The following is a 25,110-nucleotide window of genomic DNA, read 5'->3' as shown; positions in this document are numbered from 1 at the left end:
TCAGTGTCCTTTGGCTCGGATACGGGGATCAAGGCGGGCATACAGCAGATCGACCAGAAAATTGACTACGATCACCAGCAGGGCCGAGATGAACACGATGCCGAGCAGGGTGTTGAGGTCGCGCTGCATCACCGCGTCATAGGCCAGCCGCCCCAGACCGGGCAGGGTGAACACGCTTTCGACGATCACTGATCCGCCCAGCATGGTCCCGGCGTGCAGGCCGATCAGGGTCACCAGCGGCAGCAGGGCGTTGCGCAGGATATGACGGGTGACGATGCGGTTTTCGCTGACGCCCTTGGCGCGGGCTGTCCGCACGAAATCGAGGGTGGCGACTTCCAGCATGGCCGCCCGCATGATGCGGACATAGACTGACAGAAAGATCAGCCCCAGCGTCAGGGTCGGCAAAATCATGTGACGGGCGATGTCAACCGCCCGTTGCCAGCCGTGCAGACCGCCGCCGATGTCTTCGAGGCCGCCAGCGGGCAACCAGTCGAGATGGATGGAAAACAGCACCACCGCCATCACCCCCAGCCAGAACGACGGGGTGGCATAGAACAACAAGGCCAGGGTCGAGATGGTGGTATCCTGCCAGCGGTTGACCTTGCGGGCGGCGATGATCCCCAGCAGGACGCCGCCGACCACCGCCACCAGCAGGGATGACACCATTAGCAGCAGGGTGACCGGCAGGCGTTCAAGGATGACCTCGGCCACCGGCTTGCCATAGATGGCTGAATAGCCCAGATCGAACTGGGCCAGCCGCCACAGATAGCGGCCAAGCTGGACGGTGACCGGCGCATCCAGCCCATAGAACTGCCGCAGCTGTTCAGCAAGGGTGCTGTCACCGCCGCCAATCTGGGCCAGCAGGGCATCGACCGTGTCACCGGGGGCGAATTGCAACAGGATAAAGACGCCGATCAGGATCAGCAGCAGGCTGGGGATACTGATGGCCAGACGTTGCAGGGCAAAGCGGAGCAGAAGCATGAGGGCATCCGATACAAGGATGCTCTGGCCCGTTCGATGCAACAGGGCCAGAGCATCGGGTCGCCACAGAATGATTACAGCGACAGGTCGTACCACGAGCTGGACGGCCAGCGCGGGGTGTTGTGGTGGTTTTTCAGGGTCTTGTTGGTCACCGAAACGAACTGGCGTTCGGTGGCAAACCAGATCGGCAGGTCGCGGTTGATGTCGTCCACCAGTTGGGCATACAGGGCCCGGCGCTTAACCGGATCGACTTCCGAGGCGGCGGTGTCGATCAGGGTATCAATGCTGTCGGACTGCCAGCCGTGCTGGTTGGTCCATGGCGAGCCCTTGGGGCTGCCCGAGCGGAACCAGACGGTGGTGGATACTGCCGGGTCGCCGCGATACTGGTGCCAGCCGGTGGCGAGGTCGAAGTTCCACTCCTTGTAGATGGTCGACAGCGCCGCCGCCATGTCGAGCTGAACGATCTCCACCGCGATGCCGACATCGGCCAGTGATTGCTGGATGAAGGTGGCAAACTGCCCGACGTCTTCGCCGTTCGGCACCAGCAGCAGTTTCAGGCTGAAACGGGTGCCGTCACTGCCGCGCTTGTATCCGGCCTGATCCAGCAGCTTTTCCGCCGTCTTGGTGTCATAGGGGTAGGGGAAGCTGCCACCGGGGTAAAAGGCGGTCGAGTTTGACGGGATAAAGCCGGTCGCCCGCTTGCCGGTGCCGTACAGGAAATTCTCGGCAAAAAAATCAACGTCGATCGCATGGGCAATGGCGCGACGCACCTGCACGTCGGCCAGTTCCTTGCGGCGGTGGTTGAACTCCAGCGTGTTGTTGAAGGCATTGGCTTCGTTGCCACGGGCCGAGACTTCAAAGCGGGCGTCCTTGCGCAGGCGGTCAATATCGGCCAGCGCCAACTGGTTATAGGCCGATAGCTGCACCTGCCCGGTTTCCAGTGCGGCGACGGCGGCCGACTTGTCGGAAATCACCCGCCAGACGATGCGATCGGCATAGGGGAAGCCCTTGCGCCAGTAGGTCGGGTTGCGCTCGGCGATGATGTACTGGCCGCGCTGATATTCGACAAAGCGGAACGGCCCGGTGCCGATCGGCGCGGTATTGGCCGGATTTTCCAGCGGATTGGTGCCTTCGAACAGGTGGCGCGGCACCACATAGCCCAGATCGGCCAGCGCGCGCAGCAGCAGGCCTTCGGGCATCGGACGGCTGTAGCGGAAGATGGCGGTGTGGGCGTCGGGGGTATCGACTGCTTCCAGAGACAGGTGCAACTGGGTGCCGTAGTTCAGGTGCTTTTTCCACAGCTCCAGCGCGTTGTACTGCACGTCGGCCGAGGTGAACGGCTTGCCGTCGTGCCAGGTGACGCCTTCCCGCAGCTTGAAGGTGATGGTCTTGCCATCCGGGGCGGCCTCCCAACTGGTGGCCAGTACCGGCACCGGCTTGCCGTCCGCACCAAGATCAACCAGTGATTCGATGATCTTGCTGGTGACGATATAGACCCCGGTCGAGGCGCGCAGGGCCGGGTTCAGAATACGCTGCTCGGCGGCCAGATGGACCGACACCGCGCCACCGGCTTTGGGGGCATCAATGGCCGCCGCATCGGCGGCAAAGGCAAAGCGGGGCAGGGCAGCGGCAGCGGCCAGCGCCGACACCGAGGCAAACAGCGAGCGACGGGAAAGAGACATGGCAAAACCCTCAAGAAGATAAAGACCTCCCGTTCTGCGCCGAGGGATGCTCGGCGCAGTCAGGGCAGCGCAATCAGGGAAACAGGGGGCCGCAAATCCCGAGCAGATGAGGTCATCTGCGACGACGTATTTGCGACACGAACAGCCGGGAAGGATCAGGCCCCGGTCGAGGGCAACGGCAGGATGGTCTGCACCAATTGCACCCAGTAACGGGCCCCTACACCAAGGATGTCGTCGTTGAAGTCATAGCCGGGGTTGTGCAGCATGCAGCCGGACTGCCCCGGACCAGCGCCCAGCCAGATATAAGCCCCGGGGCAGGCTTGTTGCAGGAAAGCAAAGTCTTCGGCCCCCATCGACGGACGCGGGTCCAGATCGACCCGTTCGGCCCCGACCACCGCCGTTGCCGCCTGCGCCGCGATTCGGCTCTGTTCGGCCGCGTTGATGGTGGGCGGATAGCGCCGTTCATAGCGGACGGTGGCGGTGATGCCGTGCAGGACGGCGATGCCCTGCGCAATGTCGCGCAGGCGCTGTTCGACCAGATCCTGCACCGCCAGATCAAAGGTGCGGACCGTGCCACGGATCACCGAGATCTGCGGCAGGACGTTCCAGGTGTCACCGCCGTGAATCTGGGTGACGCTGACCACCGCCGAATCCAGCGGGCTGACGGTGCGGGCGGCGATGGTTTGCAACGCCAGCACCAGTTCCGACGAGGCCACCAGCACATCGCGGCCCAGATGCGGCATGGCGGCGTGGGCGCCCTTGCCGTTCAGGGTGATTTCAAAAATGTCGTAGGACGCCATCATCGGACCGGGACGGATGGCAAAATGCCCGCTGTCCAGCCCCGGCCAGTTGTGCAGACCATAGACGCTTGCGATCGGGAACCGCTCGAACAGGCCGTCTTCGACCATCGCCCGGCCACCGCCTTCATTTTCCTCGGCGGGCTGGAAGATCAGTGCCACCGTTCCGGCGAAGGTCCGGTGGCGGGCCAGAAACGAGGCCGCCCCCAGCAGCATGGCGGTATGGCCGTCATGGCCGCAGGCGTGCATCTTGCCCGGCGTCTGCGAGCGGTGGGCAAAGTCGTTGTCTTCGTGCAGGTCGAGCGCGTCCATGTCGGCGCGCAGGCCCAGCCAGGGCCCGTCCTGCTGGCCGCGAATGATGCCGACCACGCCGGTCTTGCCGATGCCCTGATGGATTTCGTCGACGCCAAAGGCTTGCAGGCGCTCGACCACAAAGGCCGCGGTTTTGACTTCTTCAAAGGCGGTTTCCGGGTGGGCGTGCAGGTGGTGCCGCCAGCCCTGCATCTCGCGGGTCAGGGCCGCAAGGGCATCCGGGGTCAGGAGAGAGGAGACGCTCATTCCGGGGTGGCTCCGTTGTGCGAGGCGGACTCGTCGGGGGTGATCAGGCGATAGCGGAAATTGCAGTGGCTGGACCCTTTCATGATCGTCTGGGTGCGTTCCATCTGCATGCGCGGGTCATAGCCGACGCAGAATTCGCCATCACGGTTGCACGACAGCAGGTCGCCGATCTCTTCGACGCCCATCTCGCGATAGCTTTCGGCATAGCGGCAGCGGGTGACGTTGAAATCAAGCTGGTCGGGGGCAACGTGCAGCCAGTCAATCGCCAGCGCGTCATCCTGCTGCCACAGCTTCATCAGATCGGCAAAGGCCAGCAGGTCGGTCGGGCCGCCCGCGCGCTCGGCAAAATCGGCGCCGGCCTGGCGGGCGGCGGCGATCACCGCTTTGCCCAACAGGCGGCGGGCTTCGTCGCGGCCCAGATCGTCTTCGAGGACGTCGTAGAGTTTTTTTGCAAAGGCCGCTTCGATGCGGCGCTGTTCCAGAATCGATACCGACATGATCACACCTTTATGTCCCGGCTGTCGCGCAGGCGATAGCGCAGCAGTTCGAGGGTGGCGACTTTTTCGATGGCCCCATGGAAGGGGATGGGGGCGATGGGCGATTGCGGCAGGTCCAGGTCTTCGGGGGCATGCCCGAGGGCGGCCTCGGCCAGCATCTTGCCGCAGGCGGTGGCAAGGGCAACGCCCCGGCCATTATAGCCGACAACCGACAGGATGCCCGGTGCCAACTGGTGCAGGTGGGGCAGGAAGTCGGTGGTAAAGCCGATCAGACCATCCCAGTGATAGTCAAACTGCACCCCGGTTTTGGCGAAAATCGGGAAAACCGTTTGCAGGCGCTGTGCCAGACTGTGCGACAGGCGGGCCTGCCAGTTGTGTGGCAGAACCAGTGCGCCGCCAGTGACCAGACGGCCATCGGCGGTCGGGCGGAAGAAATACAGGTCGCCGTGGGTGTCCGACAGGGCGTGGCCGTTGGGCAGGACGGCGGCGCGCACCTCGGGTGACAGCACCGAGGTCGCCAACTGGAAAAAGCGCACCGCAACGGTCGAGCGGCGGAAGGTCGGGAACAGGCTGTCGCTGTAGGCATCGGTGGCAACGATCACCTGACCGGCCTGCACCGATCCCCTGGGGGTGGTCAGCCGCCAGCCGTCGCCGTCACGGCTCACGCTGCGCACCGGCGACTGCTCGAACAGCTTGGCTCCCGCCCGTGCCGCCGCCTGACCCAGCCCGCGTGCCAGTCCTAGCGGATTGACGTGACCACCGCTGTGGGCCAACCAGGCAGCGTGATAGCCGGTGGCTCCAGTCTGCTGTTCGACCTGCTGGCCGTCGAGATAGGCCACATCGCCGCCAACCTCGGCCCACTGTTCAAAGCGTCGCCGCGCGATGGTGGCCCGTCCGGGGGAATGGGCCGGTTGCAGCCAGCCGTTTTGCTGAGCATCGGCCTGAATGCCATGGCGGCGGATCAGGTCAAAAGTAAAGGCCGCGGACCCGGCGATCAGGCGGGCAAAGCGGTTACCGCGCTCGGTGCCATAGCGCTTGCGCAGGTCGGCGGGGTCGGCTCGGGTCAGCGACGGGATCACCTGACCATTGTTGCGCCCGGCTCCGCCATGGCCGACGGTGACCGCTTCCAGCAGGATGACGCTGCGACCCGCTTCGGCGGCATGCAGGGCGGCGGACAGCCCGGCAAACCCGGCCCCGATCACCACGATATCGGCGCTGTGCTGGCCGTCCAGTGCGGGAAAGGCGGGGAACGACGGGGCGGTGGCAGCCCACAGGGACGGCGGAGAGAGGGGAGCGGGAACAGACATCACGGAACTCCGGGGGGGGCTGTCAGCCGGGGAAACTGGCTGTTGGCATATCAATTCCCCATTAAGCTATATATTTATAGATTTATAGGCAACCCCACTTTCTGAGGGGGGGGCGGTGGCGATGGAAATGGGGGAGAAAAAAGAAAAACCCGCAGGAGCATCGCTCGCTGCGGGTTTTTATTGGCTGGGGGACCTGGATTCGAACCAAGACTAACGGAGTCAGAGTCCGCAGTTCTACCATTAAACTATCCCCCATCAAGATGCGGCATCTTTTCAGGGCCAGCCGATTTCGGTAACGTGTTGCATTTGTTTGCGTTTCGTTGCCGTCATCGTGTGAGCGACTAGATACCACCCTGCCCTGGGGGGCGCAAGAACTTTTTTTCAAAATGTCATCTTTTTTTCGATACCTCCGCCGCCGGACTTTGGCGCAAGGCTTGGCGGCGGCTTCGGGTTGGATGTAACATGGCGGTAAGGATACCTTTCAAGAGACAATGCAAGAGGTCGGGAAGCGGGAATGGCAACGCGGTGGTGGCATGGGCGGCGCAAGGGAAGCAGTCGGCGGCGGGGTGCGTCGGCTGATGCTGCGGCATCGGCTGGCGGCAGCGCCGACGGCGATGCATGCTCTGGCCTTGCACTCTCTGGCCTTGCACTCTCTGGCCCTGCGCTTTCTGCTGCGGTTGTTCCGCCGGTTGCCACCGGCGACCCGGATGCCGGTCATGAGGCGGGGGAAGTTTATGCCGCCATTGATCTGGGCACCAACAATTGCCGGATGCTGATTGCCCGCCCCGAAGCCGAGGGCACCTTTCGGGTGATCGACAGCTTTTCGCGCATCACCCGGCTGGGCGAAGGCCTGAGTAGCAGCGGCGAACTGTCGCAGGCGGCGCAGGACCGCACCATTGACGCCCTTTATCGCTGTGCCGAGAAAATGGAGCGGCGCGGGGTGACCGCCTCGCGCAAGGTGGCGACCGAAGCCTGTCGCCGGGCCAGCAATGGCCGGGAGTTTCTGGAGCGGGTGTACCGCGAGACCGGCATGCGCCTTGAGTGCATTTCCGCCCACGAGGAAGCGCGGCTGGCGCTGGCGGGCTGTGCCAGCCTGCTCAGTCGTCAGCAACCCTATGCGCTGGTGTTTGACATTGGCGGAGGCTCGACCGAACTGTTGTGGGTGAAACTGACCGACAGCCCGTTTCCCTGCGTCGAGGGCTTTACCACCCTGCCGCTGGGGGTGATGACGGTGGCCGAGGATTGCGGCGGCGGTGACCTGTCGCTGCGCACCTATCGCACCGTGGTCGATCATGTGCAGACCCTGTTGCAGCCGTTCGAGCTGCGCCACCATATCAGTGACCACATCGGCCAGCAGGCCGGGGCCGTGCAGGCCCAGATGCTGGGCACCTCGGGGACCGTCACCACCCTTGCCGGGTTGCACCTCGGGCTGTCGCGCTATGACCGCTCATTGGTGGATGGTATTTCGATGGGCTTTGATGATATTACCCTGCTGTCGCGGGGACTGGCCGCCATGAGCCACCGCCAGCGCGCCGAAAGCCCGTGTATCGGGCCTCAGCGTGCCGATCTGGTTCTGGCGGGCTGCGCCATTCTGGAAGCCATCTGTACCCTCTGGCCGATGGGTCAGTTGACAGTGGCAGACCGGGGGCTGCGCGAAGGGATGCTGATGGATCTGATTGGTTTGCCGTCTGCACGGCAGGCCCTGACGCAAAATCATTCCAGAGCACACCGGGATCACCGCGACCACGTATCCAACCGGAAGGCTGTAGTGTGACAAAACCGCCAAGAAAGACGGGCCGCGTAACCAATGGTCCGGTGTTGCTGGGCAAGGAACCGGCAAAGGAAAGCTCGGCCAGCAGTGGCAAGGGCAAGGGAACCGTAAAGCATAGCGGCGACAACTGGGGTGCGGTGTCGGCGTCGGTGCGCATGGTTGAAACGCGGGTCAAGACGGCCCGGGGCCGTAAAAAGTCCTCGACCCGCTGGCTGCACCGTCAGTTGAACGACCCCTATGTCGCCGAGGCCCGCGCCCGTGGCTTCCGCTCGCGCGCGGCGTTCAAGCTGATCGAACTCGATGAACGCTTTGACCTGCTGCGGGCGGGGATGAAGGTGGTTGACCTTGGCGCGGCCCCCGGTGGCTGGACGCAGGTGGCGGTTGATCGTGTCAAACCGGAAAGTGGTACCGGCAAGGTGGTCGGCATCGACATTCTGGAATGGGACACCGTGCCGGGGGCGGAATGCATCACCCTCGACTTCCTTGACCCCAAGGCCCCGGATCTGCTGAAGGCGGCGCTGAACGGCAAGGCCGATCTGGTGATGTCCGACATGGCCGCTCCGACCAGCGGCCATCCGAAGACCGATCACCTGCGCATCATGTCGCTGCTGGAAGTGGCGTGGCAGTTTGCCGAGGAAGTGCTGGCCCCCGGTGGCACCTTTGTCTGCAAGGTGTTTCAGGGCGGCACCGAAGGCGAGCTGCTGAACCGGATGAAGTCGATGTGTACCTCGGTCAAGCATGCCAAGCCGCCGGCCAGCCGCAAGGAGTCGCCGGAACTGTACGTGATCGCGCAGGGCTTCAAGGGCCTGCCGGAAGATCAGGGCGGCGAGCCATAAACGCCAACCCACAGTGCACGACAGTTGGTAGAATCAGTGCAGGCTGTCGCCTGAATTGCTCGAGGGGCAATGCCTCTGAACCCCCATTTTTTCTTTGAATTCAAAGGAGTGGGGTCTAGAGCCTCAAGGCCCCGGCGAGGTGTGGAGCAGCGCTCCACGTCCTGGTTCCCAAACTGCCGTGTGCTGTGACGTGAACCAGACACACTTCTATAGTCTGTTGTGTTGCTACATTTTTTTGCAAAAGCCGGTCTGGCGCATCTGGAGGTGTCGGCATGGGGAACGCCAAGTCAGCAGATAGGTAAGCCGCAACAACACACAGCGTTGTTGCGGCGTTCTGTCAAGCCAGTCCCGATCTGATTGCTGACGGGCAGACGCCGCCTGATATCCCTCATCAAGCGGTTGTTTCGTCATGACCATTATGCGCCCTGCATGGGCCTGTTCCCTGTCGGCAGCATTGCTGTTGATGGCCCCTTTCGACATCCTCGCTTCACTGGCGATGGATATTTATCTCCCCGTCGTTCCGGTTATGCCCGCCGTCCTGAACACGACGCCTTCCATCGTCCAGCTTAGCTTGAGCCTCTACATGGTGATGCTTGGTGTCGGTCAGGTGATTTTCGGGCCGGTATCGGATCGCGTCGGGAGGCGGCCTGTTCTGTTGGTGGGGGGAATGATTTTTATCGTCGCGTCCCTTGGGGCCGCGTGGTCAGAAACGGCCACCGTATTTGTCGTCTTTCGCTTGCTGCAGGCTGCTGGCGCGTCGGCCATGCTGGTGGCGACATTCGCGACGGTTCGCGACATTTATGCCGATCAGCCCGAGAGCGTCGTCATCTATGGGCTTTTGAGTTCGGTGCTGGCCTTCGTCCCTGCCGTTGGCCCCATCGCTGGAGCATTGATCAGCGAATTTGCTGGATGGCGGGCGATATTCATCACGCTGGCCGTACTTGCGTTGCCCGCTCTCCTGAATGCCGGCTTCCGATGGCGCGAAACCCGCCCGCTGGATCAGGCAAGGAGGCGTCGATCCGTTTTACCGATCTTCGCAAGCCTGGCCTTTTGGGTTTATACGCTGGCCTTTGGCGCTGGTATGGGGACGTTCTTTGTTTTCTTCTCGACAGCTCCCCGCGTGCTTATGGGCCGGGCGAACCACTCCGGGGCCGGATTCAGTATGGCCTTCGCCAGTGTCGCGTTGATCATGGTTGTGACAACCCGTTTTTCGCGGTCCCTTGTTGCCCGATGGGGTGTCGCAGGATGTGTGGCGCGCGGAATGGTGTTGCTGCTTTGCGGGGCCATCCTGTTGGGGATGGGTGAACTTTTGGGCTCACCGTCATTCTCCACCTTCATCCTGCCGATGTGGGTCATGGCGGTCGGTATTGTCTTTACGGTGTCGGTTACCGCCAATGGCGCACTTGCGCATTTCGATGATATCGCAGGATCGGCAGTGGCGTTCTACTTCTGCATTCAAAGCTTGATTGTCAGCGTTGCTGGTACATTGGCCGTAACGCTGTTGAACGGTGATTCGGCCTGGCCGGTGATCTGGTATGCGACGACGATGGCGGGGGTGGTATTGGCGGGGCTAGTGCTGCTTCGGCTTCGCAGGATTCCTGCGGAAAAGGCCGTATGGCACTAAACGAGGTATATTGCCAATCTGCTCTAACCTTTTGTTCTACCGCATTATTTTTGCGAAAACCGGTTCCCGTTTTTCGCACTGCCACTACGACAAATCAAAAGGTCAGGCCAGTGTGCCTGCGTCATTCCGGGCGCACACTGGTCTGAGCCACTCGCCCAGCGCCGCCAGGGCGCCGGGCCAGTCGTCCAGCGCAGGCTGACGGAACAGCGGCATCTGTGGGTACCACGGACTGCCGCAGGCGGCGGCGGGGACGGGCAGGCCATAGCGCCAGTCTGCCCCGGCCAGCAGCAGGGCGGCACAAGGGGTGCCGATGGCTCCGGCCAGATGCAGCACCGCACTGTCGATACTGATCACCCAGTCCAGTTGCGCCATGACTGCCGCGCTGTCGGCGAAGTCCTGCGGGGCCGGAGGCATCCAGAGTCCGTCGATGCCGTTGGCCTCCTTCCGTCGTTCGTCGGCTTGCAGGCAGACCCAGCGCACCGGGTGTGCGCCTGTCGCCTGCCGGACGGTGGCCCACAGGTCGGCAAACGGGACTGACCGGTTGCGCGGCTGCGGGCGGCCGCCCCAGCTCAGGCCGATGGCCGGACCGTCACCCGCCGGGATGCGGGTGGTGGGGGGGGGGGGTGTCAGGCAAGCGGCGGGGGGAACCGTCGTGGCGGTGATCTCCAGCAGGCGCGGCAGGCTCATCAGCGGGCAGTGCCACTGATACTCTGGCGCTTGACCGCCGTGCGGGAACACCTCATCCACGCCGGGCAGGGTGGCGAACAGGCGTTGCAGGGGCGGATGGCATTCCACCACCACCCGCCCGCCAAACCGGCGGGCCAGTTCCGGCAGGCAGCGGGCCATCATCAGGGCATCGCCGAAAGCCTGTTCATTGCACACCAACAGGGTGTCGTCCGGGTGGCGGCACCCATCCCACAGCGGAGCCTCTGGCACTCGATAGCGACGCTGAAAGGACGGCACTTGCCAACGGAACTCCAGATCGTGCCAGCCCGCCGCAAAATCCCCCTGCACCAGCAGGGCGGCGGCCCGGTTCATGCGCAGCCAGGCATCATCAGGGACCAGCGGTAGGGCGTGATTGTAACAGTCGAGCGCCTGTTGATAGCGTCCACAGTCAAACAGTGCCGCCCCTCGCGCCGCCAGCAGGGCGGTTTGCAGATGCGCTGCGGCTGACGGCGGCAACAGCGTCAGGGCATGATCGAATGCCTCCAGCGCTCCGACCGGGTCATCGCGGCGCAGACGCAGCGAGCCGAGGGCCGTCCACACCGCCTGATCCTGTGGCGCCAGCGCCATGGCCCGGGCCACCGCCTGTTCGGCGCTGGTCCAGTCTTGCTGCGGGATGGCCAGACAGGCCGTCTGCGTCCACAGGGACGCCAGCAGCGGGGAGGCCGAAATCTGCGGCAGCACATCCATCAGCAACGCCAGCGCCCGGGCATCCTGTCCGGCATCGCTCAGGGCCTCGGCGGTGTCGCGGACGCGTTCGGCCAGCACCTCATCGCCATCCTGCCCGCTGCCAAGGGTGCGTTTAACTGCGCTGACCAGCGCCTCGGCAGCCTTGTCCGGCTGACCGAGTGCGCGCAAGGCTTGCCCGCGCAAGTGGTCGGCAAAGGCGGCCTCTGGACTGTCTGCCGCAATCCAGTCGCACCACTCCACAGCCTGCGCCGGGTTTTCGTCCTGATAGGCGGCGAGGGCTTTGAGGAGAAAGGGATTGCGGGGAGGCAGCATGGCGGGCAGGGTCCGGGCTAGAGCAGTGAGCGCAAAAGTGGGCACCGGTTTTGCGCTCACTGCGACAGATCAAAAAGTTAGACCAGCGTGCCTGCGTCAGATCACAGTATACGACAAACAGAAAACAAGATCATGGAGCGTTGCTCCACACCTCGCTGGGGCCAGTCGGCCCCAGACCCCATTAATTTGATAGTCCAAGAAAAAAATGTGGGTTCGGGGCCTCAGGCCCCGAGCAGGTCCGGGCGGCAGCCCGCTCTTGTTTTCAAACTGTCGTGTACCGTGGCGCCAGATTTAACGCACGCTGGTCCAGGGTGTACAGCGAGAGCTTATTAAATAAGCATGGTCTTTGCCAGCTTGATGTTTTAATGGGCATTAACGCCCGCGAGTGAGGATTCTTTAGGGCTTTTTTTCGCCTAATACCATGATAAACAACACTATATAAAAGTTGGCACGCCGTTTGAGAATGGGAGGCCGAGGACCGACCTGCGGCTCTTCTGGCTGCTTGCTCTATACAACGAGGGGTATATTCATGAAACTCGTCATGGCCATCATTAAACCATTCAAGCTGGACGAAGTGCGCGAGGCGCTCACGCCGCTTGGCATCCAGGGCCTGACTGTCTCCGAGGTCAAGGGCTTTGGTCGCCAGAAGGGGCAGACCGAGATTTATCGTGGCGCTGAGTATCAGGTCAGCTTCCTGCCGAAAGTGAAAATCGAAGTGGCGGTGAAGGCCGAAATGGCCGATCAGGTCGTCGAAGCGATCTGTGCCGCCGCCAAGACCGACAAGATCGGTGATGGCAAGGTGTTCGTGTTCGACATCGCCAAGGCTGTGCGCATTCGCACCGGCGAAACCGACGGCGACGCCCTGTAAGGTTTGCGCCTGTCCGGTACTGGAAAAAGCCGCCTTCGGGCGGCTTTTTTCATGCCGTCGTACCGGGAAGAGGGCCGGGCCAGCGGCGTTTCTGTTCGTTCAAGCCGGAATGTCGGGGGGCATCATTGCCAGCTTTCCTGTTTTTAACCAACAGTCCCCCGATCGGCCTTGCGCCCGGCCTTTCCTTTTTCTGCAAGGCTCCTCATATCCTCAGGCGACTATCCAACCGCCCGGCTGGTATGCTAACAGGCACGGTGCGCCGTCCAGAATGCCGAGACGGTGGGCGGGGTTTTGCATGAAAGGATGCCTTGATGCCGCAGATTCGCCTGGAATGTTCGCGTGAGATGGCCGACGCCCTCGATACCGCCAGCCTGTTTGCCAGCCTGCACACGCTGGTGATCGAAAAAGCCAACGCCACGCTGGCGGCTTGCAAAAGCCGGGTGGCGGTGATTGACAAGGTGTATGTCGCTGACGGTGCCGCTGATCGGGACATGGCGCATCTGGATATCGGCCTGCTGACCGGGCGCACGCCCGAGGTGCTGACCGCCGTTGGCTCCGAGGCTCTGGCCCTGCTGCGCCAGCATGTGGCTCCGGTGGCCGAAGCCAAAGGGCTGCGGGTGGAAACCTCGGTCCGGCTGGTCGACATGCCGCCCGCCCTCTATTTCAAGTAGGTCTTTCCGCTTTCCCTGTTTGTCATTCCCTGTCTGTCATCTGATGAGGACATCATGAAACGCACGTCTGTTCTGGGGGGGCTGTTCGGGCTGGCCTTGCTGGCGGCCATCGCCCCCACGGCCGAGGCTCAACAGGTTCCGTCAAGCCGCGAGCAAATTTCGCTGTCCTTTGCGTCGGTGGTGAAACAGGCGGCGCCAGCGGTGGTCAACATCTATACCCGCAAGACGGTGCGCACCCGCTCGTTGCCACCGATCTTCAATGATCCGCTGTTCCGCCAGTTCTTTGGCAACCGCCTGCCGCAAGGGGTGCCGCAGCAGCGGGTGGAAAACTCGCTGGGGTCGGGGGTGATCATTCAGGCCAACGGCATCGTGGTGACCAACAATCACGTTATCGAAGGCGCGGATGAAATCACCGTGGTGCTGCAAGACCGCCGAGAGTTCGAGGCCGAGCTGATCGGGTCGGACGAACGGACCGATCTGGCGGTGTTGCGGCTGAAGGACAGCCCGACCGGCCTGCCGACCCTGCAACTGGGCAACATGGAAACGCTGGAGGTCGGTGATCTGGTGCTGGCGATCGGCAATCCCTTTGGTGTCGGTCAGACGGTGACCAGCGGGATTGTGTCGGCGTTGGGCCGTCATACCGGTGGCAACAGCTTTAACGCCTTCATCCAGACCGATGCGGCGATCAACCCGGGCAATTCGGGCGGGGCGCTGGTGACGCTGGATGGCAAGCTGGCGGGCATCAACTCGTCGATCTATACCCGCGATGGCGGCTATATGGGGATCGGCTTTGCCATCCCGGCGGACATGGTACGCACGGTGGTCGATGGCCTGTTGAATGGTGGCAAGGTGATCCGTCCGTGGGTCGGCGTCACCGGGCAGGGGGTTGGGCGTGACATTGCCGCTTCGCTGGGCTTTGACCGGCCGGGCGGGGTATTGATCAACGGCATTGCCAAGGGCAGCCCGGCCGAAGCCGCCGGTTTGCGGATTGGCGACGTGGTGACGGCGGTCGATGGGGTTGATCTGGCCGATCCGGCCGACCTGCGCTATCGGCTGGCCACCCGTCCGGTGGGCGAAAGCGTCACCCTGTCGGTGCTGCGCAAGGGCGGAGCAGTCTCGCTGCGCATGCCGCTGGAAGCGGCCCCGGATCGTCCGGACCGAGCGGAAACCGAGATCAAAGGGCGCACGCCGCTGACCGGGATCAAGGTTGCGAACCTCAATCCGGCGCTGTCCGAAGAGCTGGAGCGGGCCTATGTCCCCGATACGGTGATCGTGACGGCGGTGCGGCGTGACGGGTATGCCGCCAACCTCGGGATCGAGCCGGGCGACGTGATCCGCGAAATCAACGGCAAACCGGTACGTTCGGTGCAGGAGGTGACCGACCTGCTGCAACGGACGCCCAGCCGCTGGCTGATCAGCATCCAGCGCGGGGACCGCGTGCTGAACATTCAGGTCGGTTAAGGCAATGGCCGGATTGTTTGACGCCATCGCCCCCCGCCCGCTGGCCGAGCGTCTGCGCCCGCAGACGCTGGCCGAGGTGGTCGGGCAGGACCATCTGATCGGCCCGGATGGTCCGCTGGGGCGGATGGTGGCAGCGCACCGGCTGGGGTCGTTCATCCTGTGGGGGCCGCCGGGCTGTGGCAAGACCACCATTGCCCGCCTGCTGGCCGATCAGACCGACCTGCACTTTGAACCGCTGTCGGCGGTGTTTTCCGGCGTGGCCGATCTGCGCAAGGTGTTCGAGGCCGCCCGTGCCCGCCGCAAGGATGGCAAGGGCACCCTGCTGTTCATCGACGAAATCCACCGTTTCAACCGCAGCCAGCAAGACGGCTTTTTGCCCTATGTCGAAGATGGCACGGTGGTGCTGGTGGGGGCGACGACGGAAAACCCGTCGTTCGAGCTGAACGCCGCCTTGCTGTCCCGCTGCCGGGTGCTGGTGCTGAACCGGCTGGACGACGCGGCGCTGGAAGGATTGTTGCAGCGGGCCGAGCAATCGGCGGGCCGTCCCCTGCCGCTGGATGCCGATGCCCGCACCGCCCTGCGGGCGATGGCCGATGGTGACGGGCGCTATCTGCTGGTGATGGTCGAAGAGCTGATGGCCCTGCCCGGGGCGACGCCGGTGCTGGACGCGGCGGCACTGGCGACCTTTGTCCAGCAGCGGGCTCCGGTCTATGACAAGGACCGCGAAGGCCATTACAACCTGATTTCCGCCCTGCACAAGTCGTTGCGCGGCTCGGACCCTAATGCGGCGCTGTACTGGGCGTGCCGGATGCTGGAAGGCGGCGAAGATCCGCGCTATATCCTGCGTCGCCTGTTGCGCTTTGCGGTCGAGGATATCGGACTGGCCGACCCGGCGGCCTTGACCCAGGCCATCGCCGCCTGGGAAGCCTATGAACGGCTGGGCAGCCCGGAAGGCGAACTGGCTCTGGCGCAACTGGTGCTGTATCTTGGCACCGCGCCCAAGTCAAACGGGGCCTATCGCGCCTACAAGGCGGCGCGCAAGGCCGCACAGCAGACCGGCAGCCTGATGCCGCCCAAGCACATCCTGAATGCGCCGACCCGGATGATGAAGGACATGGGCTATGGGGCACACTACGCCTATGACCATGACGCGCCAGACGGCTTTTCCGGTCAGGACTACTTCCCCGAGGGCATGGGACGGCAGGACTTTTATGACCCGCCGGAACGTGGCTTTGAACGGGAAATCCGCAAGCGTCTGACCTACTGGGACAAGCTGCGCGCCCGCAGGCAGGCGGCCGGCAGCGAGGAGGAGCAATGAACATTCCGGTGATGGCGGCGGTGGTCGCCGGGGGCGCTTTTGGCTCGTTGCTGCGCTATGTCAGTGTCACCCTGCTGGGGCGCTGGCTGGGCAGTGGTTTCCCGTGGGGGACGGTGTTCGTCAACCTGCTGGGGTCGTTCATCATGGGTGTGCTGGCCGAGCTGGCTGCCCGCAAGTTCAATTTCCCGGAACCGTTACGGGCCTTTCTGTTCGTCGGCATTCTGGGGGGATTCACCACTTTTTCGACTTTTTCGCTGGATATGGTCACCCTGATCAATCGCGATGTGGTATTGGCCTGCCTTTATGGCGCCGTATCGGTGGGGCTGGGAATTGCAGCCCTGTACGCGGGATTGGCGGTTGTCCGTTGGGGAGTACTATGACTGTAGAGCTTATGACCGTGGCCGCTGACGAAGGCGACCTGCGTCTGGACCGCTGGTTCAAGCGCCATTACCCGCAGGTGGCCCATGGTCGTCTGGAAAAGCTGTTGCGGACCGGTCAGGTGCGGGTGGACGGCAAGCGCGCCAAGTCCAACCAGCGTCTGGAACGCGGGCAGACCATCCGTGTTCCGCCGCTGGGCGACCTGTCCGATGCGCCGCCGCCGAAGGTCCGCGACACCGTTGCCGCCGAAGACGCCGCCATGCTGCAAGGCCGGGTGCTGTACAAGGACGATCTGGTGCTGGTGATCGACAAGCCCGCCGGGCTGGCGACACAGGGCGGTACCGGTATGACCCGCCATCTGGACGGCATGCTGGACGCGCTGCGCTTTGATGCCGCCGAACGGCCCCGGCTGGTCCATCGTCTGGACAAGGACACCTCTGGCGTGCTGGTGCTGGGGCGCACCGCTTCGGCTGCCGCCGCGCTGGCCAAGGCGTTCAAGAGCCGTGACGCCCGTAAAATTTACTGGGGTCTGGTGGTGGGAATGCCCAACCCGCCGGATGGCACCATCAAGGCTCCGATTGCCAAGATGGAAGGCGCCCATGGCGAGCGGATGGAGGTCAACCCCTATGAAGGCCAGACCGCCGTCACCGATTTCAAGGTGATCGACAGCGCCGCCCGTAAAGTTGCCTGGGTGCAGATGGAACCGCGCACCGGTCGTACCCACCAGTTGCGTGTGCATATGGCCTATCTGGGCACGCCGATGGCCGGTGACGGCAAGTATGGCGACCCGGAAAAGCAGTTGCAGGGGCAGGTCTCGCGCAAACTGCATCTGCACGCCCGGGCGATTGACATCCCGCACCCCGAAGGCGGCCGCATCCGTGTGTTGGCACCGTTGCCCAAGCACATGGAAGAGAGCTTTGAGTTCTTTGATTTTGACATCGACCGGGCTGGCGACGTTTTTGCCCGTGATGATGATGATGTGTAAGGGGTGTTGGTGATGGGCGATCCGTTACGGCTGGTGCTGCTCGATATCGACGGGACGCTGGTGGACAGTCTGCACAATATCGTGCAGGCGATGCACACCGCCTGTGATGTGGTCGGGGTGACCCGACCGCCCGAGGCCTGTGTCCGGCGCGGGATCGGGCTGTCACTGGTCGAAGCGGTGGCGCAGTCGCTGCCAGACCATCCGCTCGATATCCATGAACAGGTGGCCGAGCACTACAAACAGGCCTTCATGGCCCTGCGCTCGTCGCCGGACCATCAGGAACACCTGTTCCCCGGCACCCGCGAAATCATCGCGGAGATGGCCGGGCAGGGCTGGTTGCTGGGGCTGGCCACCGGCAAAAGCCGTCGTGGGCTGGACAGCTTTGTCGAGCGTCACGGGTTCGAGGGATGCTTTGTTACCCTGCACACCGCCGATGACGGACCGGGCAAGCCGCATCCGTCGATGATTCATCAAGCCCTTGCTAATACAGGATGCGAACCCCACCATACAGTGATGGTGGGCGATACCACCTTTGACATTCAAATGGCGCGTGCGGCGCGGGTCGGGGCGGTTGGCGTCTCGTGGGGCAACCATGCCCCTGATGACCTGTGGCGCAGCGGTGCCCATATCGTGCTGGAAACGTTCGACGGTCTGACCGCCGCCGTTTCCTCTCTCACGGCCACCCCGGGCTGAGGACCGGCATGGGGTGGCCCCAGGCAAAGGGGACATCCCATGCGGATTACAACGATTCTGGCCATTGTCGGTGGCGGTATCGTCGTCGTGGGGGCAGCCGGTGCTGCTCTGCTGATGTCGATTGATGTCAACAAGTACAAGGGCGAGATTGCGGCTCAGGTCGAGCAGGCAACGGGCCGCAAACTGGACATCAAGGGCGATCTGTCGCTGTCGATCGGCCTGACGCCTGCGGTGGTGGTCAACGGGGTGTCCTTTGCCAATGCCCCGTGGAGCGCCACTCCGACGATGGTCGGGGTCGAGCGGTTCGAGGCCGAAGTAGACCTGATGGCGGCGCTGGGCGGCACGCTGAATGTCACCCGTCTGGTGCTGATCAAGCCGACCATCGTGCTGGAAAAGAAGGGTGGCAAGGTCAACTGGAGCTTTGACACCGCCAAACCGGCAGCACCACCGGCCAGCACGCCCGTTCCCGCTTCCACTGCATCCACTCCTGCTCCTGCCGGGGCCATGCCGCTGCCAGCCCTGCAATCGGTGAAAATTGAACAGGCGCGGGTGATCTATCGTGATCTGGATGCCGGAACCGAAGACATCCTCAGCCTTGCCAGCCTGAGCGCCGATGCCAAGGGCACCTCTGACCCGCTGAAAATCGCCCTTGATGGTGCCTATGGGGCGGTTGCGTTCAAGCTGACCGGCACCGTCGGGGCGATTGCAGCCCTGAACGGGACGGCCCCCTATCCGATTGACCTGACCGGAACGCTGGCCGGGATTGATCTCGGTGCCAAGGGCAGCATTGCCGAGCCGATGGCGGCCAAAGGGGTTGATCTGGCGGTGACGCTGGGGGCCAAAAGCCTTGACGGGCTGAAGCCGCTGGTCGGTGAGCTGCCCAAAATGCCGCCGGTGACCCTTGCCACCCAACTGAAGGGCGGCGGCACGGCATGGACTGCCAGCGCCCTGTCGCTGACGGTCGGCAAAAGCAGCGCCAAAGGTGATGTTAGCGTGGCGCTGGACGGGGCGCGCCCGCAGGTGAAGGCCACGGTGCAGGCTCCGCTGCTGGACCTGCAGGAGATGTTGCCCGAACAGGCCGCGCAGGCGAAACAGGCGGTCGAAAAGGGGCTGGATGCCGGATCACCGAAGGAAAAAGCCAAGGGAGGTCGGGTGCTGCCTGCCGATCCCTTGCCGCTGTCGTCGCTGAAATTGGCCGATGCTGTGGTGGATCTGGCGATCGACAAGACCATTCTGCCCAGCGGGATCGAAATTGCCGGGATTTCGGTGAAAGGGACGCTGAGCAATGGCGTGCTGAAGCTGGCTCCGGTGGCGGCACGGTTGGGCGATGGGCAGGTGAAGGCCGAAGGTGTCATTGATGCCTCAGGCGGCAAAAGCGCCAAAGCCGACCTGACGATTACTGCCGACAAGGTGATCCTGGGCAAGCTGTTCGAGCAGATCAAGCGCCCGGACCTGCTGACCGGCTCGCCGACCAGCGCCAAACTGAAGCTGGTCGGGCAAGGCAACAGCGTGGCGGCACTGGCTGGCTCGCTGAATGGCTCGGTGCTGGTGACGGTGGGCGAGGGAAAAATCCACAACTCGCTGCTCGACTGGGCCGGGGCCGATATCCTCAACCAGATTTCGGAACGGATGAACCCGTTCAGTGAACGCCAGCCCTATACCGATCTCAGTTGTGGGGTGGTCAACCTGAAAGCCGTCAATGGCGTTGCTACCTGGGACAAGCAGATTGCCTTCCAGACCACCAAAATGAATGTGGTGTCGTCGGGGGAAAGCAAGCTGGGAGCGGAAACGCTGGATATCGCCGTGCGTCCCTATGCCCGTGAGGGCGTCGGCATTTCGGCAGGCAAGCTGGCCGAGATGATCCGTCTGCAAGGCACCTATGCCGACCCCAAAATCGGCATTGATGCCGAAGGTGTGATGCGTAACGTCGGTTCGGTGGTCGGGGCGCTGGCAACCGGCGGAACCAGTCTGCTGGCCGAGGCCCTGATCGACCGTTCGAGTCAGGAGGCCGAGCCGTGCAAGGTGGCGCTGGGCGAAAAGGCCGCAAGCAGCTCTTCCCAAAGCGGCAGCAAAGACGCTAAACAAAGCGGCAGCAGCGGAGTGCTGAACGGCGTGACCAAGGGACTGGGGGGGCTGTTCGGCCAGTAACCGCGCCGATTTTTGATGAAGGAGTGAGTAGCGGTGTCAACGCAACGTCCCCGGCGGTTCTGGAAAGAGGTGGCAGTGGTGGAACTGCCCGAAGGTGGTTATGGCATTGCCCTTGATGGCCGCCCGGTCAAGGCTCCGTCAAAGAATGTGCTCCGCCTGTGTAGCCAGGCTCTGGCCGAGGGCGTGGCGGACGAATGGCGGGCGCAGGGGGAATTCCTCGACCCGTTCTCGATGCCGCTGACCCAGTTGGCCAATACCGCTCAGGACCGGATGGTGCCCTTGCGGGCGGCGATTGAAGATGAACTGCTGGCCCATATCGACGGTGATGCCCTGTGCTATTACGCCGATGGTCCGCAGGATCTGGTGGATCGCCAGCATGCCGCCTGGTCGCCGGTGACCCAGTGGGCCGCCGAGCGTTTCGGGGTGAGCTGGCAGCAGACCAGCGGCATCATGCCGGTCAGCCAACCAGAACCGGTGCGGGCGGCGATCGCCGCCGCGCTGGCGGCGATGAGCCCCGAGGAACTGGCGGCCTTTCAGGTCATCGCACCGGGGGTTTCATCGCTGCTGGTTGGACTGGCGGTGATCCATGGCCGCCTGAACGCCGAACAGGCCTTTACGGTGGCGGTGGTGGACGAGCTGTATCAGGCCGAACAGTGGGGCCATGACTGGGAAGCCGACGACCGGCGCGAGCGGCTGCGGCAGGAACTGGCGTCGGCGTCGCAATTCTTGTTGCTGGCTCGTAGCCAGAGCGGGGAGGGCGCCAGTGATTCCGGTGCTGCACATCATCGCTGCGACTCTTCGCAGGGCTAAAGCATTTTCAAGGTGACCGTTGACGGTCACCGGCCCAGAAAATGTGGCACTGAAAACGGAGAGTGTTTTCCGTGATCAGGCGACAAACGCCCCAACTGGCAGGTTGGGGCGTTTGTCTTATATAAATACATGTATAATGTTATCATAATAAAAATAGATTGACGGATTTCCTGATAAATATGATCTACTATACGAAATAAACATAAGGGGCCTAAGGGGAGCAGTCTCCGGCTGGATGCAAAGAAACAAAACAAGCATCTTTGCCGAGGACCGCATCAGCATTGTCTTAAACAACGCGGGCCTTGAGAGAATGAGTGTCATTCAGGCGGAACGGGATGAAATTCCCGTCGTTTTCCATGCTGTCCACACCGGAGAGCCTTCAGCTTACAAAAGTATCATTGGACGCCTGCTGCTGATCCTGTCGGCGGTGGTGATCCTCGTTTTTGTCCTGTTCACCGTCTATAACAACCTCTACCAGCATCGTGCTCTGCGGGCTGCCTTGCAGGACAAGATGGCGACGGTGGGGGCGACGGCGGCCCTGAACAGCCAGAACTGGCTACAGGCCCGGATTGCCCTGACCGAGCTGGCCGCACAGGTGGTCGAAAAGGACGGCGACCGGGCACGGATGCAGGCAGCCCTGACCTCGCAGGTGTTGGGCAGCAATTTCGAGATGGCCTATGTCGGCTATCAGGCAGACGGAGCCTTTTTCCGCTCGCCCGCTGGCAAACAGCCGGAAGGCTATGACCCGCGCAAGCGGGGTTGGTACCAGTTGGCGCAAAAGAACGGCAAGGCGGTGATCACCTCGCCCTATATCGGGGCTTCGTCGCAGGCTCTGACGCTGACCGCTGCGGCTCCGATCATGCGCGCTGGCACGCTGGAAGGGGTCGCCGGGGTTGATTTTGCCATCCGCGATCTGGTGGGGATGTTGGCCGAGGCCAAACTTGACCCGTCGGGGCAGGCTTTTGTGGTCAATGCCGATGGCAACATTTTGATCCATCCGACCATGGAGTTGATCAACAAACCACTGAAGGAGCTGTATCCCGCCCTGACACCGACCATTTCCGCGCAAATGCAGGATGCCAGCGGGGCTGCTGGCGATGATCTGATCCAGTTTTTCCCCATCCATCTGCCAAACGTGACGTGGTATTTGGCGCTGACCATCCCGCAGAGCAAGGCGTTCGAGCCGCTGCAACAGTTCAGCCTGTCGGTCGGAGTGGCTGCGCTGCTGGCGTCTGTTCTGCTGGTGGTGGTGATGCGCCAGATGCTGAAGCGGCGGCTGGCAACGCCGCTGCTGGCGATGGCCGGAGCGATGAAGGCTTTGGCTGACGGCACCATGGTGAGTGATATTCCCGGTGCCGAACGGCGGGATGAAGTCGGGGAGATGGCCAGGGCGGTGGTGGTTTTCCGGCATAACGCGCAGGAACGCCAGCGTCTGGAGGAGGCTCAGCAGGCCACCACCGAGGCTCTGGAACAGAGAACACACCGGATGGAGGCGCTGCTTGAGGCCTTTGACCGCGAGCTGATCGGTGTTCTGGGAACAGTCACCTCGGCGGCAACCGAGCTGGAAGCAACGGCGCAAGCCCTGTCCACCACCGCTGAACGGTCGGCGCTGGAGGCAACCTGTGCTGCCAGCGCGACGGAACAGGCATCGGCCAATGTGCGCAGTGTTGCCAGTTCGACCGACCTGCTGGCGACCTCGATTGCGCATATCAGTGAGCGGGTGATGCAGTCGCAGACCGTTGCCACCCGCGCGCAGCAGGCGGCCGACCTGACCGATCAGACGGTTCAGTCGCTGGTCGAAGCGACCGGGACCATTTCCCAGATTGTCGAGTTGATCAACACCATTGCCAGTCAGACCAACCTGTTGGCCCTGAATGCCACCATCGAGGCTGCTCGCGCTGGCGATGCGGGCAAGGGCTTTGCGGTGGTTGCCAACGAAGTGAAGGGGCTGGCCAACCAGACGGCCCAGGCAACCAGTCGGATTGCCGCTCAGATCACCGCCATTCAAGGGGTGTCGGGCGACGTGGTCAGTGCCATCCGCGACATCAGCAGCGTGATCGGGGAAGTGAACGCGCTGGCGCAGGACATCGCCGGGGCGGTGGACGAACAAGGAATGGCAACTCGCCAGATTGCCAGCAATGTCAGCGAAGCGGCGCGCGGCACACAGGACGTCTCGAACAGCGTGATCAGCGTCACCGAGGGAGCGCGTGAAACCGGCGACAGTGCCACGCAGGTGCTGGCGGCGGCGGCGGAACTGGCCCGCCAGTCTGAAATGATGCGGGCGCAGGTGGACGAGTTCTTCGCCCATATCCGCAGTCTGTAATCATGCAGGCCCGCGAGGCGACTCGCGGGCCTGTTGATGTTTATTCTGCCAACGGCGACGTAGTGTACAGGGTCACGCGCAGGCCGCCATGCAGGACCGGCGCATGCGGAGTGGTAAAGGGCAGGCCGGTGGCTTTGGCCAGACTCTGGTCGCTGGTGATCAGCCCGATTCGCCAGCCCTGGAACCGACTGCTCAGGGTTTGGCCAATGCTGCGATACAGGCCACCGAGCTTCTTTTTGTCCCCCAGTCGAGTCCCATAGGGCGGATTGAGAATTACCAGACCCGGCGGGCCGTCCGGGCGCTGGGCCTCGCTGATGGTGCTGTGGCGGAAGTCTGTATAGGCGCTGACCCCCGCCCGCTCGGCGTTTTCCTGACTGATGCGGATGGCACCGGGGTCGCGGTCGCTGCCAAAATAATGATGGGTCGGCTGACGTGGTTTGGCACTGTCCTTCAGGGCCTGCCACGCAGAGGCGTCAAAGCTCGGCAGAGTCTCAAAGGCAAAGTGCCGCGACCGCCCCGGCCACAGGTTGGCGGCAATCTCGGCGGCCTCGATCGGGAAGGTCCCGGACCCACACATCAGGTCACAGACCGGCTCGGTGCCGGTAAAGCCGCACTGGCGCAGGAACAGGGCGGCCATCGTTTCGCGCATCGGGGCCTTGTTGACCGCTTCCTTGTGGCCGCGCTTGTGCAGGCCGTCGCCCGAGCTATCAAGGCTGATGGTACACAGGTCATTGTGCAGGCGAACCTTGATGCACAGGTCGGCATCCTCATCAATCGGGGCTCCGAGTTCTTCGGTGATGGCGCGTTCGATGCGTTCCTTGGTCGCGCCCGCATGGTAAATGCGCGATGCCTTACAGGTGGCTTCGACGCGGACCGGCACCGTCGGAGACAGAAAGTCCTGCCACGGGAAGCGGCGGGCACGCTTGTCCAGTTGCGCCAGATGGGCCACCGGGAAGCTGCCAACCCGGATCAGCACCTTGCTGACGCCGCGCAAGCACAGATTCGCCCGCCAGACATCCCGCCAGTCTCCGCGCACGGTGACGCCGCCGGTCATCACCGCCGGAGAGCGAAAGCCGAGGGCTTTGGCCTCTGCGCACAGAATGGCCTCCAGTCCGGGAACCGTCACCAGCAGAATTTCAAAATCGGAATCAGCGCTCATCGCCTGTCTGGCGTCCTTATATCGGTGTGGAGAAACAGCAGGTGTAGATCATCAGGCCGCGCGTGGGTACCGCTTTTCGTATCGGGTTTTCCGGGCGATTTGAACTTTTTTGAAAAAAGGTGTTGACGGTGTTGGTCTGCGGCAGTACAAAGCGCCTCCCGACGATGAGGGCGACGGCAACGACGCTGAAAACGCCGGGAAGTTCAACGGGTTAGCCGATTGTGACAATGGTCTGGCGGACACGGTGAGCGGTTTCGGAACGATGAGGTTGGACGCTGCGGCGACGAACTGAAAAGTGACGAAGCGATGAAAAAAAACGGTTGACAGGCTGCTGATGCAGCGGTAGAAACCGACCTCCCGCTGACGGGGAGCTTCGAGAGAGGCAAACGGTCAAGAAATTCAGGGCCTTCGGGGCTCGCCGGCAACGGTTCGCTGTTTGACATCGTGAAGAGACGGAAGGGATGCGTGGGCGGTTGCTCGATCAGTTGAGCAGTTGTCGCACACATCCTTAAGCCAAG

General features: G+C 62.9%; 20 protein-coding genes and 1 tRNA gene. 13 read left to right on the top strand and 8 right to left on the bottom strand.

Going from position 1 to position 25,110, the window contains the following annotated elements; genetic code table 11:
- The 6 genes from BW995_RS19425 to BW995_RS19400 form a co-directional block, all read right to left on the bottom strand.
- Positions 1 to 981, bottom strand: a complete 981-nt coding sequence (locus BW995_RS19425; RefSeq protein WP_076402095.1) for an ABC transporter permease — start codon at positions 979 to 981, stop codon at positions 1 to 3.
- 74 nt (positions 982 to 1,055) lie between these two features.
- Positions 1,056 to 2,663: an ABC transporter substrate-binding protein gene (locus tag BW995_RS19420; RefSeq protein WP_076402094.1), complete on the bottom strand. Its 1,608-nt coding sequence runs from the start codon at positions 2,661 to 2,663 to the stop codon at positions 1,056 to 1,058.
- A gap of 155 nt (positions 2,664 to 2,818) precedes the next feature.
- Positions 2,819 to 4,018 (bottom strand): M20 aminoacylase family protein, encoded by a 1,200-nt coding sequence (locus tag BW995_RS19415; RefSeq protein ID WP_076402093.1) that lies wholly within the window; start codon positions 4,016 to 4,018, stop codon positions 2,819 to 2,821.
- On the bottom strand, positions 4,015 to 4,515 hold the full coding sequence (locus BW995_RS19410) for an L-2-amino-thiazoline-4-carboxylic acid hydrolase (RefSeq protein WP_076402092.1): 501 nt from the start codon (positions 4,513 to 4,515) through the stop codon (positions 4,015 to 4,017). Before BW995_RS19410 ends, BW995_RS19415 begins: the two co-directional genes overlap by 4 nt.
- 2 nt (positions 4,516 to 4,517) lie before the next feature.
- Positions 4,518 to 5,822 (bottom strand): NAD(P)/FAD-dependent oxidoreductase, encoded by a 1,305-nt coding sequence (locus tag BW995_RS19405; RefSeq protein ID WP_076402091.1) that lies wholly within the window; start codon positions 5,820 to 5,822, stop codon positions 4,518 to 4,520.
- A gap of 181 nt (positions 5,823 to 6,003) precedes the next feature.
- Positions 6,004 to 6,077: transfer RNA gene (locus BW995_RS19400), tRNA-Gln, on the bottom strand.
- Between the two features lie 259 nt (positions 6,078 to 6,336).
- On the opposite strand from BW995_RS19400, the gene BW995_RS19395 reads away from it, so the two are divergent.
- The 3 genes from BW995_RS19395 (at position 6,337) to floR (ending at position 10,053) form a co-directional block, all read left to right on the top strand.
- Positions 6,337 to 7,596 carry a Ppx/GppA phosphatase family protein gene (locus BW995_RS19395; protein ID WP_245821549.1) on the top strand — a complete coding sequence of 420 codons (1,260 nt, stop codon included), beginning with the start codon at positions 6,337 to 6,339 and terminating at the stop codon, positions 7,594 to 7,596.
- A 152-nt stretch (positions 7,597 to 7,748) separates the two neighbouring features.
- The gene (locus BW995_RS19390) at positions 7,749 to 8,429 is read left to right on the top strand and encodes an RlmE family RNA methyltransferase (protein WP_084195016.1); all 681 of its coding nucleotides are present in this window, start codon (positions 7,749 to 7,751) and stop codon (positions 8,427 to 8,429) included.
- Between the two features lie 409 nt (positions 8,430 to 8,838).
- Positions 8,839 to 10,053: a chloramphenicol/florfenicol efflux MFS transporter FloR gene (floR, locus tag BW995_RS19385; protein WP_076402090.1), complete on the top strand. Its 1,215-nt coding sequence runs from the start codon at positions 8,839 to 8,841 to the stop codon at positions 10,051 to 10,053.
- 102 nt (positions 10,054 to 10,155) lie between these two features.
- On the opposite strand, the gene BW995_RS19380 is transcribed toward floR, so the two are convergent.
- Positions 10,156 to 11,778: a tetratricopeptide repeat protein gene (locus BW995_RS19380; protein ID WP_076402089.1), complete on the bottom strand. Its 1,623-nt coding sequence runs from the start codon at positions 11,776 to 11,778 to the stop codon at positions 10,156 to 10,158.
- Positions 11,779 to 12,307: 529 nt separating this feature from the next.
- Here BW995_RS19380 and BW995_RS19375 point away from each other — a divergent pair.
- From BW995_RS19375 to BW995_RS19330, 10 genes are all read left to right on the top strand, one after another.
- Positions 12,308 to 12,646, top strand: coding sequence for a P-II family nitrogen regulator (locus BW995_RS19375; RefSeq protein WP_076402088.1), 339 nt, complete (start codon positions 12,308 to 12,310; stop codon positions 12,644 to 12,646).
- A gap of 311 nt (positions 12,647 to 12,957) precedes the next feature.
- Positions 12,958 to 13,317 carry a 5-carboxymethyl-2-hydroxymuconate Delta-isomerase gene (locus BW995_RS19370; protein WP_076402087.1) on the top strand — a complete coding sequence of 120 codons (360 nt, stop codon included), beginning with the start codon at positions 12,958 to 12,960 and terminating at the stop codon, positions 13,315 to 13,317.
- Between the two features lie 54 nt (positions 13,318 to 13,371).
- Positions 13,372 to 14,778: a DegQ family serine endoprotease gene (locus BW995_RS19365; RefSeq protein WP_076402086.1), complete on the top strand. Its 1,407-nt coding sequence runs from the start codon at positions 13,372 to 13,374 to the stop codon at positions 14,776 to 14,778.
- A gap of 4 nt (positions 14,779 to 14,782) precedes the next feature.
- Positions 14,783 to 16,096: a replication-associated recombination protein A gene (locus BW995_RS19360; RefSeq protein WP_076402085.1), complete on the top strand. Its 1,314-nt coding sequence runs from the start codon at positions 14,783 to 14,785 to the stop codon at positions 16,094 to 16,096.
- Positions 16,093 to 16,476, top strand: coding sequence for a fluoride efflux transporter CrcB (gene crcB / locus BW995_RS19355; protein ID WP_076402084.1), 384 nt, complete (start codon positions 16,093 to 16,095; stop codon positions 16,474 to 16,476). Before BW995_RS19360 ends, crcB begins: the two co-directional genes overlap by 4 nt.
- On the top strand, positions 16,473 to 17,459 hold the full coding sequence (locus BW995_RS19350) for an RluA family pseudouridine synthase (protein WP_076402083.1): 987 nt from the start codon (positions 16,473 to 16,475) through the stop codon (positions 17,457 to 17,459). Before crcB ends, BW995_RS19350 begins: the two co-directional genes overlap by 4 nt.
- 12 nt (positions 17,460 to 17,471) lie before the next feature.
- Entirely contained in the window at positions 17,472 to 18,152 is a 681-nt protein-coding gene (locus BW995_RS19345) for an HAD-IA family hydrolase (protein ID WP_076402082.1), read from the top strand.
- A 39-nt stretch (positions 18,153 to 18,191) separates the two neighbouring features.
- Entirely contained in the window at positions 18,192 to 20,300 is a 2,109-nt protein-coding gene (locus tag BW995_RS19340) for an AsmA family protein (RefSeq protein ID WP_076402081.1), read from the top strand.
- Between the two features lie 33 nt (positions 20,301 to 20,333).
- Entirely contained in the window at positions 20,334 to 21,110 is a 777-nt protein-coding gene (locus BW995_RS19335; RefSeq protein WP_076402080.1) for an ATP12 family chaperone protein, read from the top strand.
- Positions 21,111 to 21,420: 310 nt separating this feature from the next.
- Entirely contained in the window at positions 21,421 to 23,433 is a 2,013-nt protein-coding gene (locus tag BW995_RS19330) for a methyl-accepting chemotaxis protein (RefSeq protein WP_084195015.1), read from the top strand.
- Between the two features lie 40 nt (positions 23,434 to 23,473).
- Here the strand turns inward: BW995_RS19330 and BW995_RS19325 are convergent, their stop codons facing one another.
- Positions 23,474 to 24,592, bottom strand: a complete 1,119-nt coding sequence (locus BW995_RS19325; protein WP_076402079.1) for a THUMP domain-containing class I SAM-dependent RNA methyltransferase — start codon at positions 24,590 to 24,592, stop codon at positions 23,474 to 23,476.
- Positions 24,593 to 25,110 lie beyond the last annotated feature (518 nt).

It is taken from the genome of Insolitispirillum peregrinum, from assembly GCF_900156605.1.
In the GTDB taxonomy this organism is placed as follows: domain Bacteria; phylum Pseudomonadota; class Alphaproteobacteria; order Rhodospirillales; family Rhodospirillaceae; genus Insolitispirillum; species Insolitispirillum peregrinum.
Note: the sequence above shows the minus strand (reverse complement) of the source record. Positions and strands in the feature narration are given on the sequence as shown.

Bases quoted from the DNA above. Each gene is read 5' to 3' on its own strand.
- BW995_RS19420 (WP_076402094.1), bottom strand. From the start codon at position 2,663: ATGTCTCTTTCCCGTCGCTCGCTGTTTGCCTCGGTGTCGGCGCTGGCC.
- BW995_RS19325 (WP_076402079.1), bottom strand. From the start codon at position 24,592: ATGAGCGCTGATTCCGATTTTGAAATTCTGCTGGTGACGGTTCCCGGA.
- crcB (WP_076402084.1), top strand. From the start codon at position 16,093: ATGAACATTCCGGTGATGGCGGCGGTGGTCGCCGGGGGCGCTTTTGGC.
- BW995_RS19375 (WP_076402088.1), top strand. From the start codon at position 12,308: ATGAAACTCGTCATGGCCATCATTAAACCATTCAAGCTGGACGAAGTG.
- BW995_RS19405 (WP_076402091.1), bottom strand. From the start codon at position 5,822: ATGTCTGTTCCCGCTCCCCTCTCTCCGCCGTCCCTGTGGGCTGCCACC.
- BW995_RS19365 (WP_076402086.1), top strand. From the start codon at position 13,372: ATGAAACGCACGTCTGTTCTGGGGGGGCTGTTCGGGCTGGCCTTGCTG.
- BW995_RS19350 (WP_076402083.1), top strand. From the start codon at position 16,473: ATGACTGTAGAGCTTATGACCGTGGCCGCTGACGAAGGCGACCTGCGT.
- BW995_RS19380 (WP_076402089.1), bottom strand. From the start codon at position 11,778: ATGCTGCCTCCCCGCAATCCCTTTCTCCTCAAAGCCCTCGCCGCCTAT.
- BW995_RS19330 (WP_084195015.1), top strand. From the start codon at position 21,421: ATGAGTGTCATTCAGGCGGAACGGGATGAAATTCCCGTCGTTTTCCAT.
- BW995_RS19390 (WP_084195016.1), top strand. From the start codon at position 7,749: ATGGTTGAAACGCGGGTCAAGACGGCCCGGGGCCGTAAAAAGTCCTCG.
- BW995_RS19415 (WP_076402093.1), bottom strand. From the start codon at position 4,018: ATGAGCGTCTCCTCTCTCCTGACCCCGGATGCCCTTGCGGCCCTGACC.
- BW995_RS19345 (WP_076402082.1), top strand. From the start codon at position 17,472: ATGGGCGATCCGTTACGGCTGGTGCTGCTCGATATCGACGGGACGCTG.
- BW995_RS19360 (WP_076402085.1), top strand. From the start codon at position 14,783: ATGGCCGGATTGTTTGACGCCATCGCCCCCCGCCCGCTGGCCGAGCGT.
- BW995_RS19340 (WP_076402081.1), top strand. From the start codon at position 18,192: ATGCGGATTACAACGATTCTGGCCATTGTCGGTGGCGGTATCGTCGTC.
- BW995_RS19410 (WP_076402092.1), bottom strand. From the start codon at position 4,515: ATGTCGGTATCGATTCTGGAACAGCGCCGCATCGAAGCGGCCTTTGCA.
- BW995_RS19370 (WP_076402087.1), top strand. From the start codon at position 12,958: ATGCCGCAGATTCGCCTGGAATGTTCGCGTGAGATGGCCGACGCCCTC.
- BW995_RS19425 (WP_076402095.1), bottom strand. From the start codon at position 981: ATGCTTCTGCTCCGCTTTGCCCTGCAACGTCTGGCCATCAGTATCCCC.
- floR (WP_076402090.1), top strand. From the start codon at position 8,839: ATGACCATTATGCGCCCTGCATGGGCCTGTTCCCTGTCGGCAGCATTG.
- BW995_RS19395 (WP_245821549.1), top strand. From the start codon at position 6,337: ATGGCAACGCGGTGGTGGCATGGGCGGCGCAAGGGAAGCAGTCGGCGG.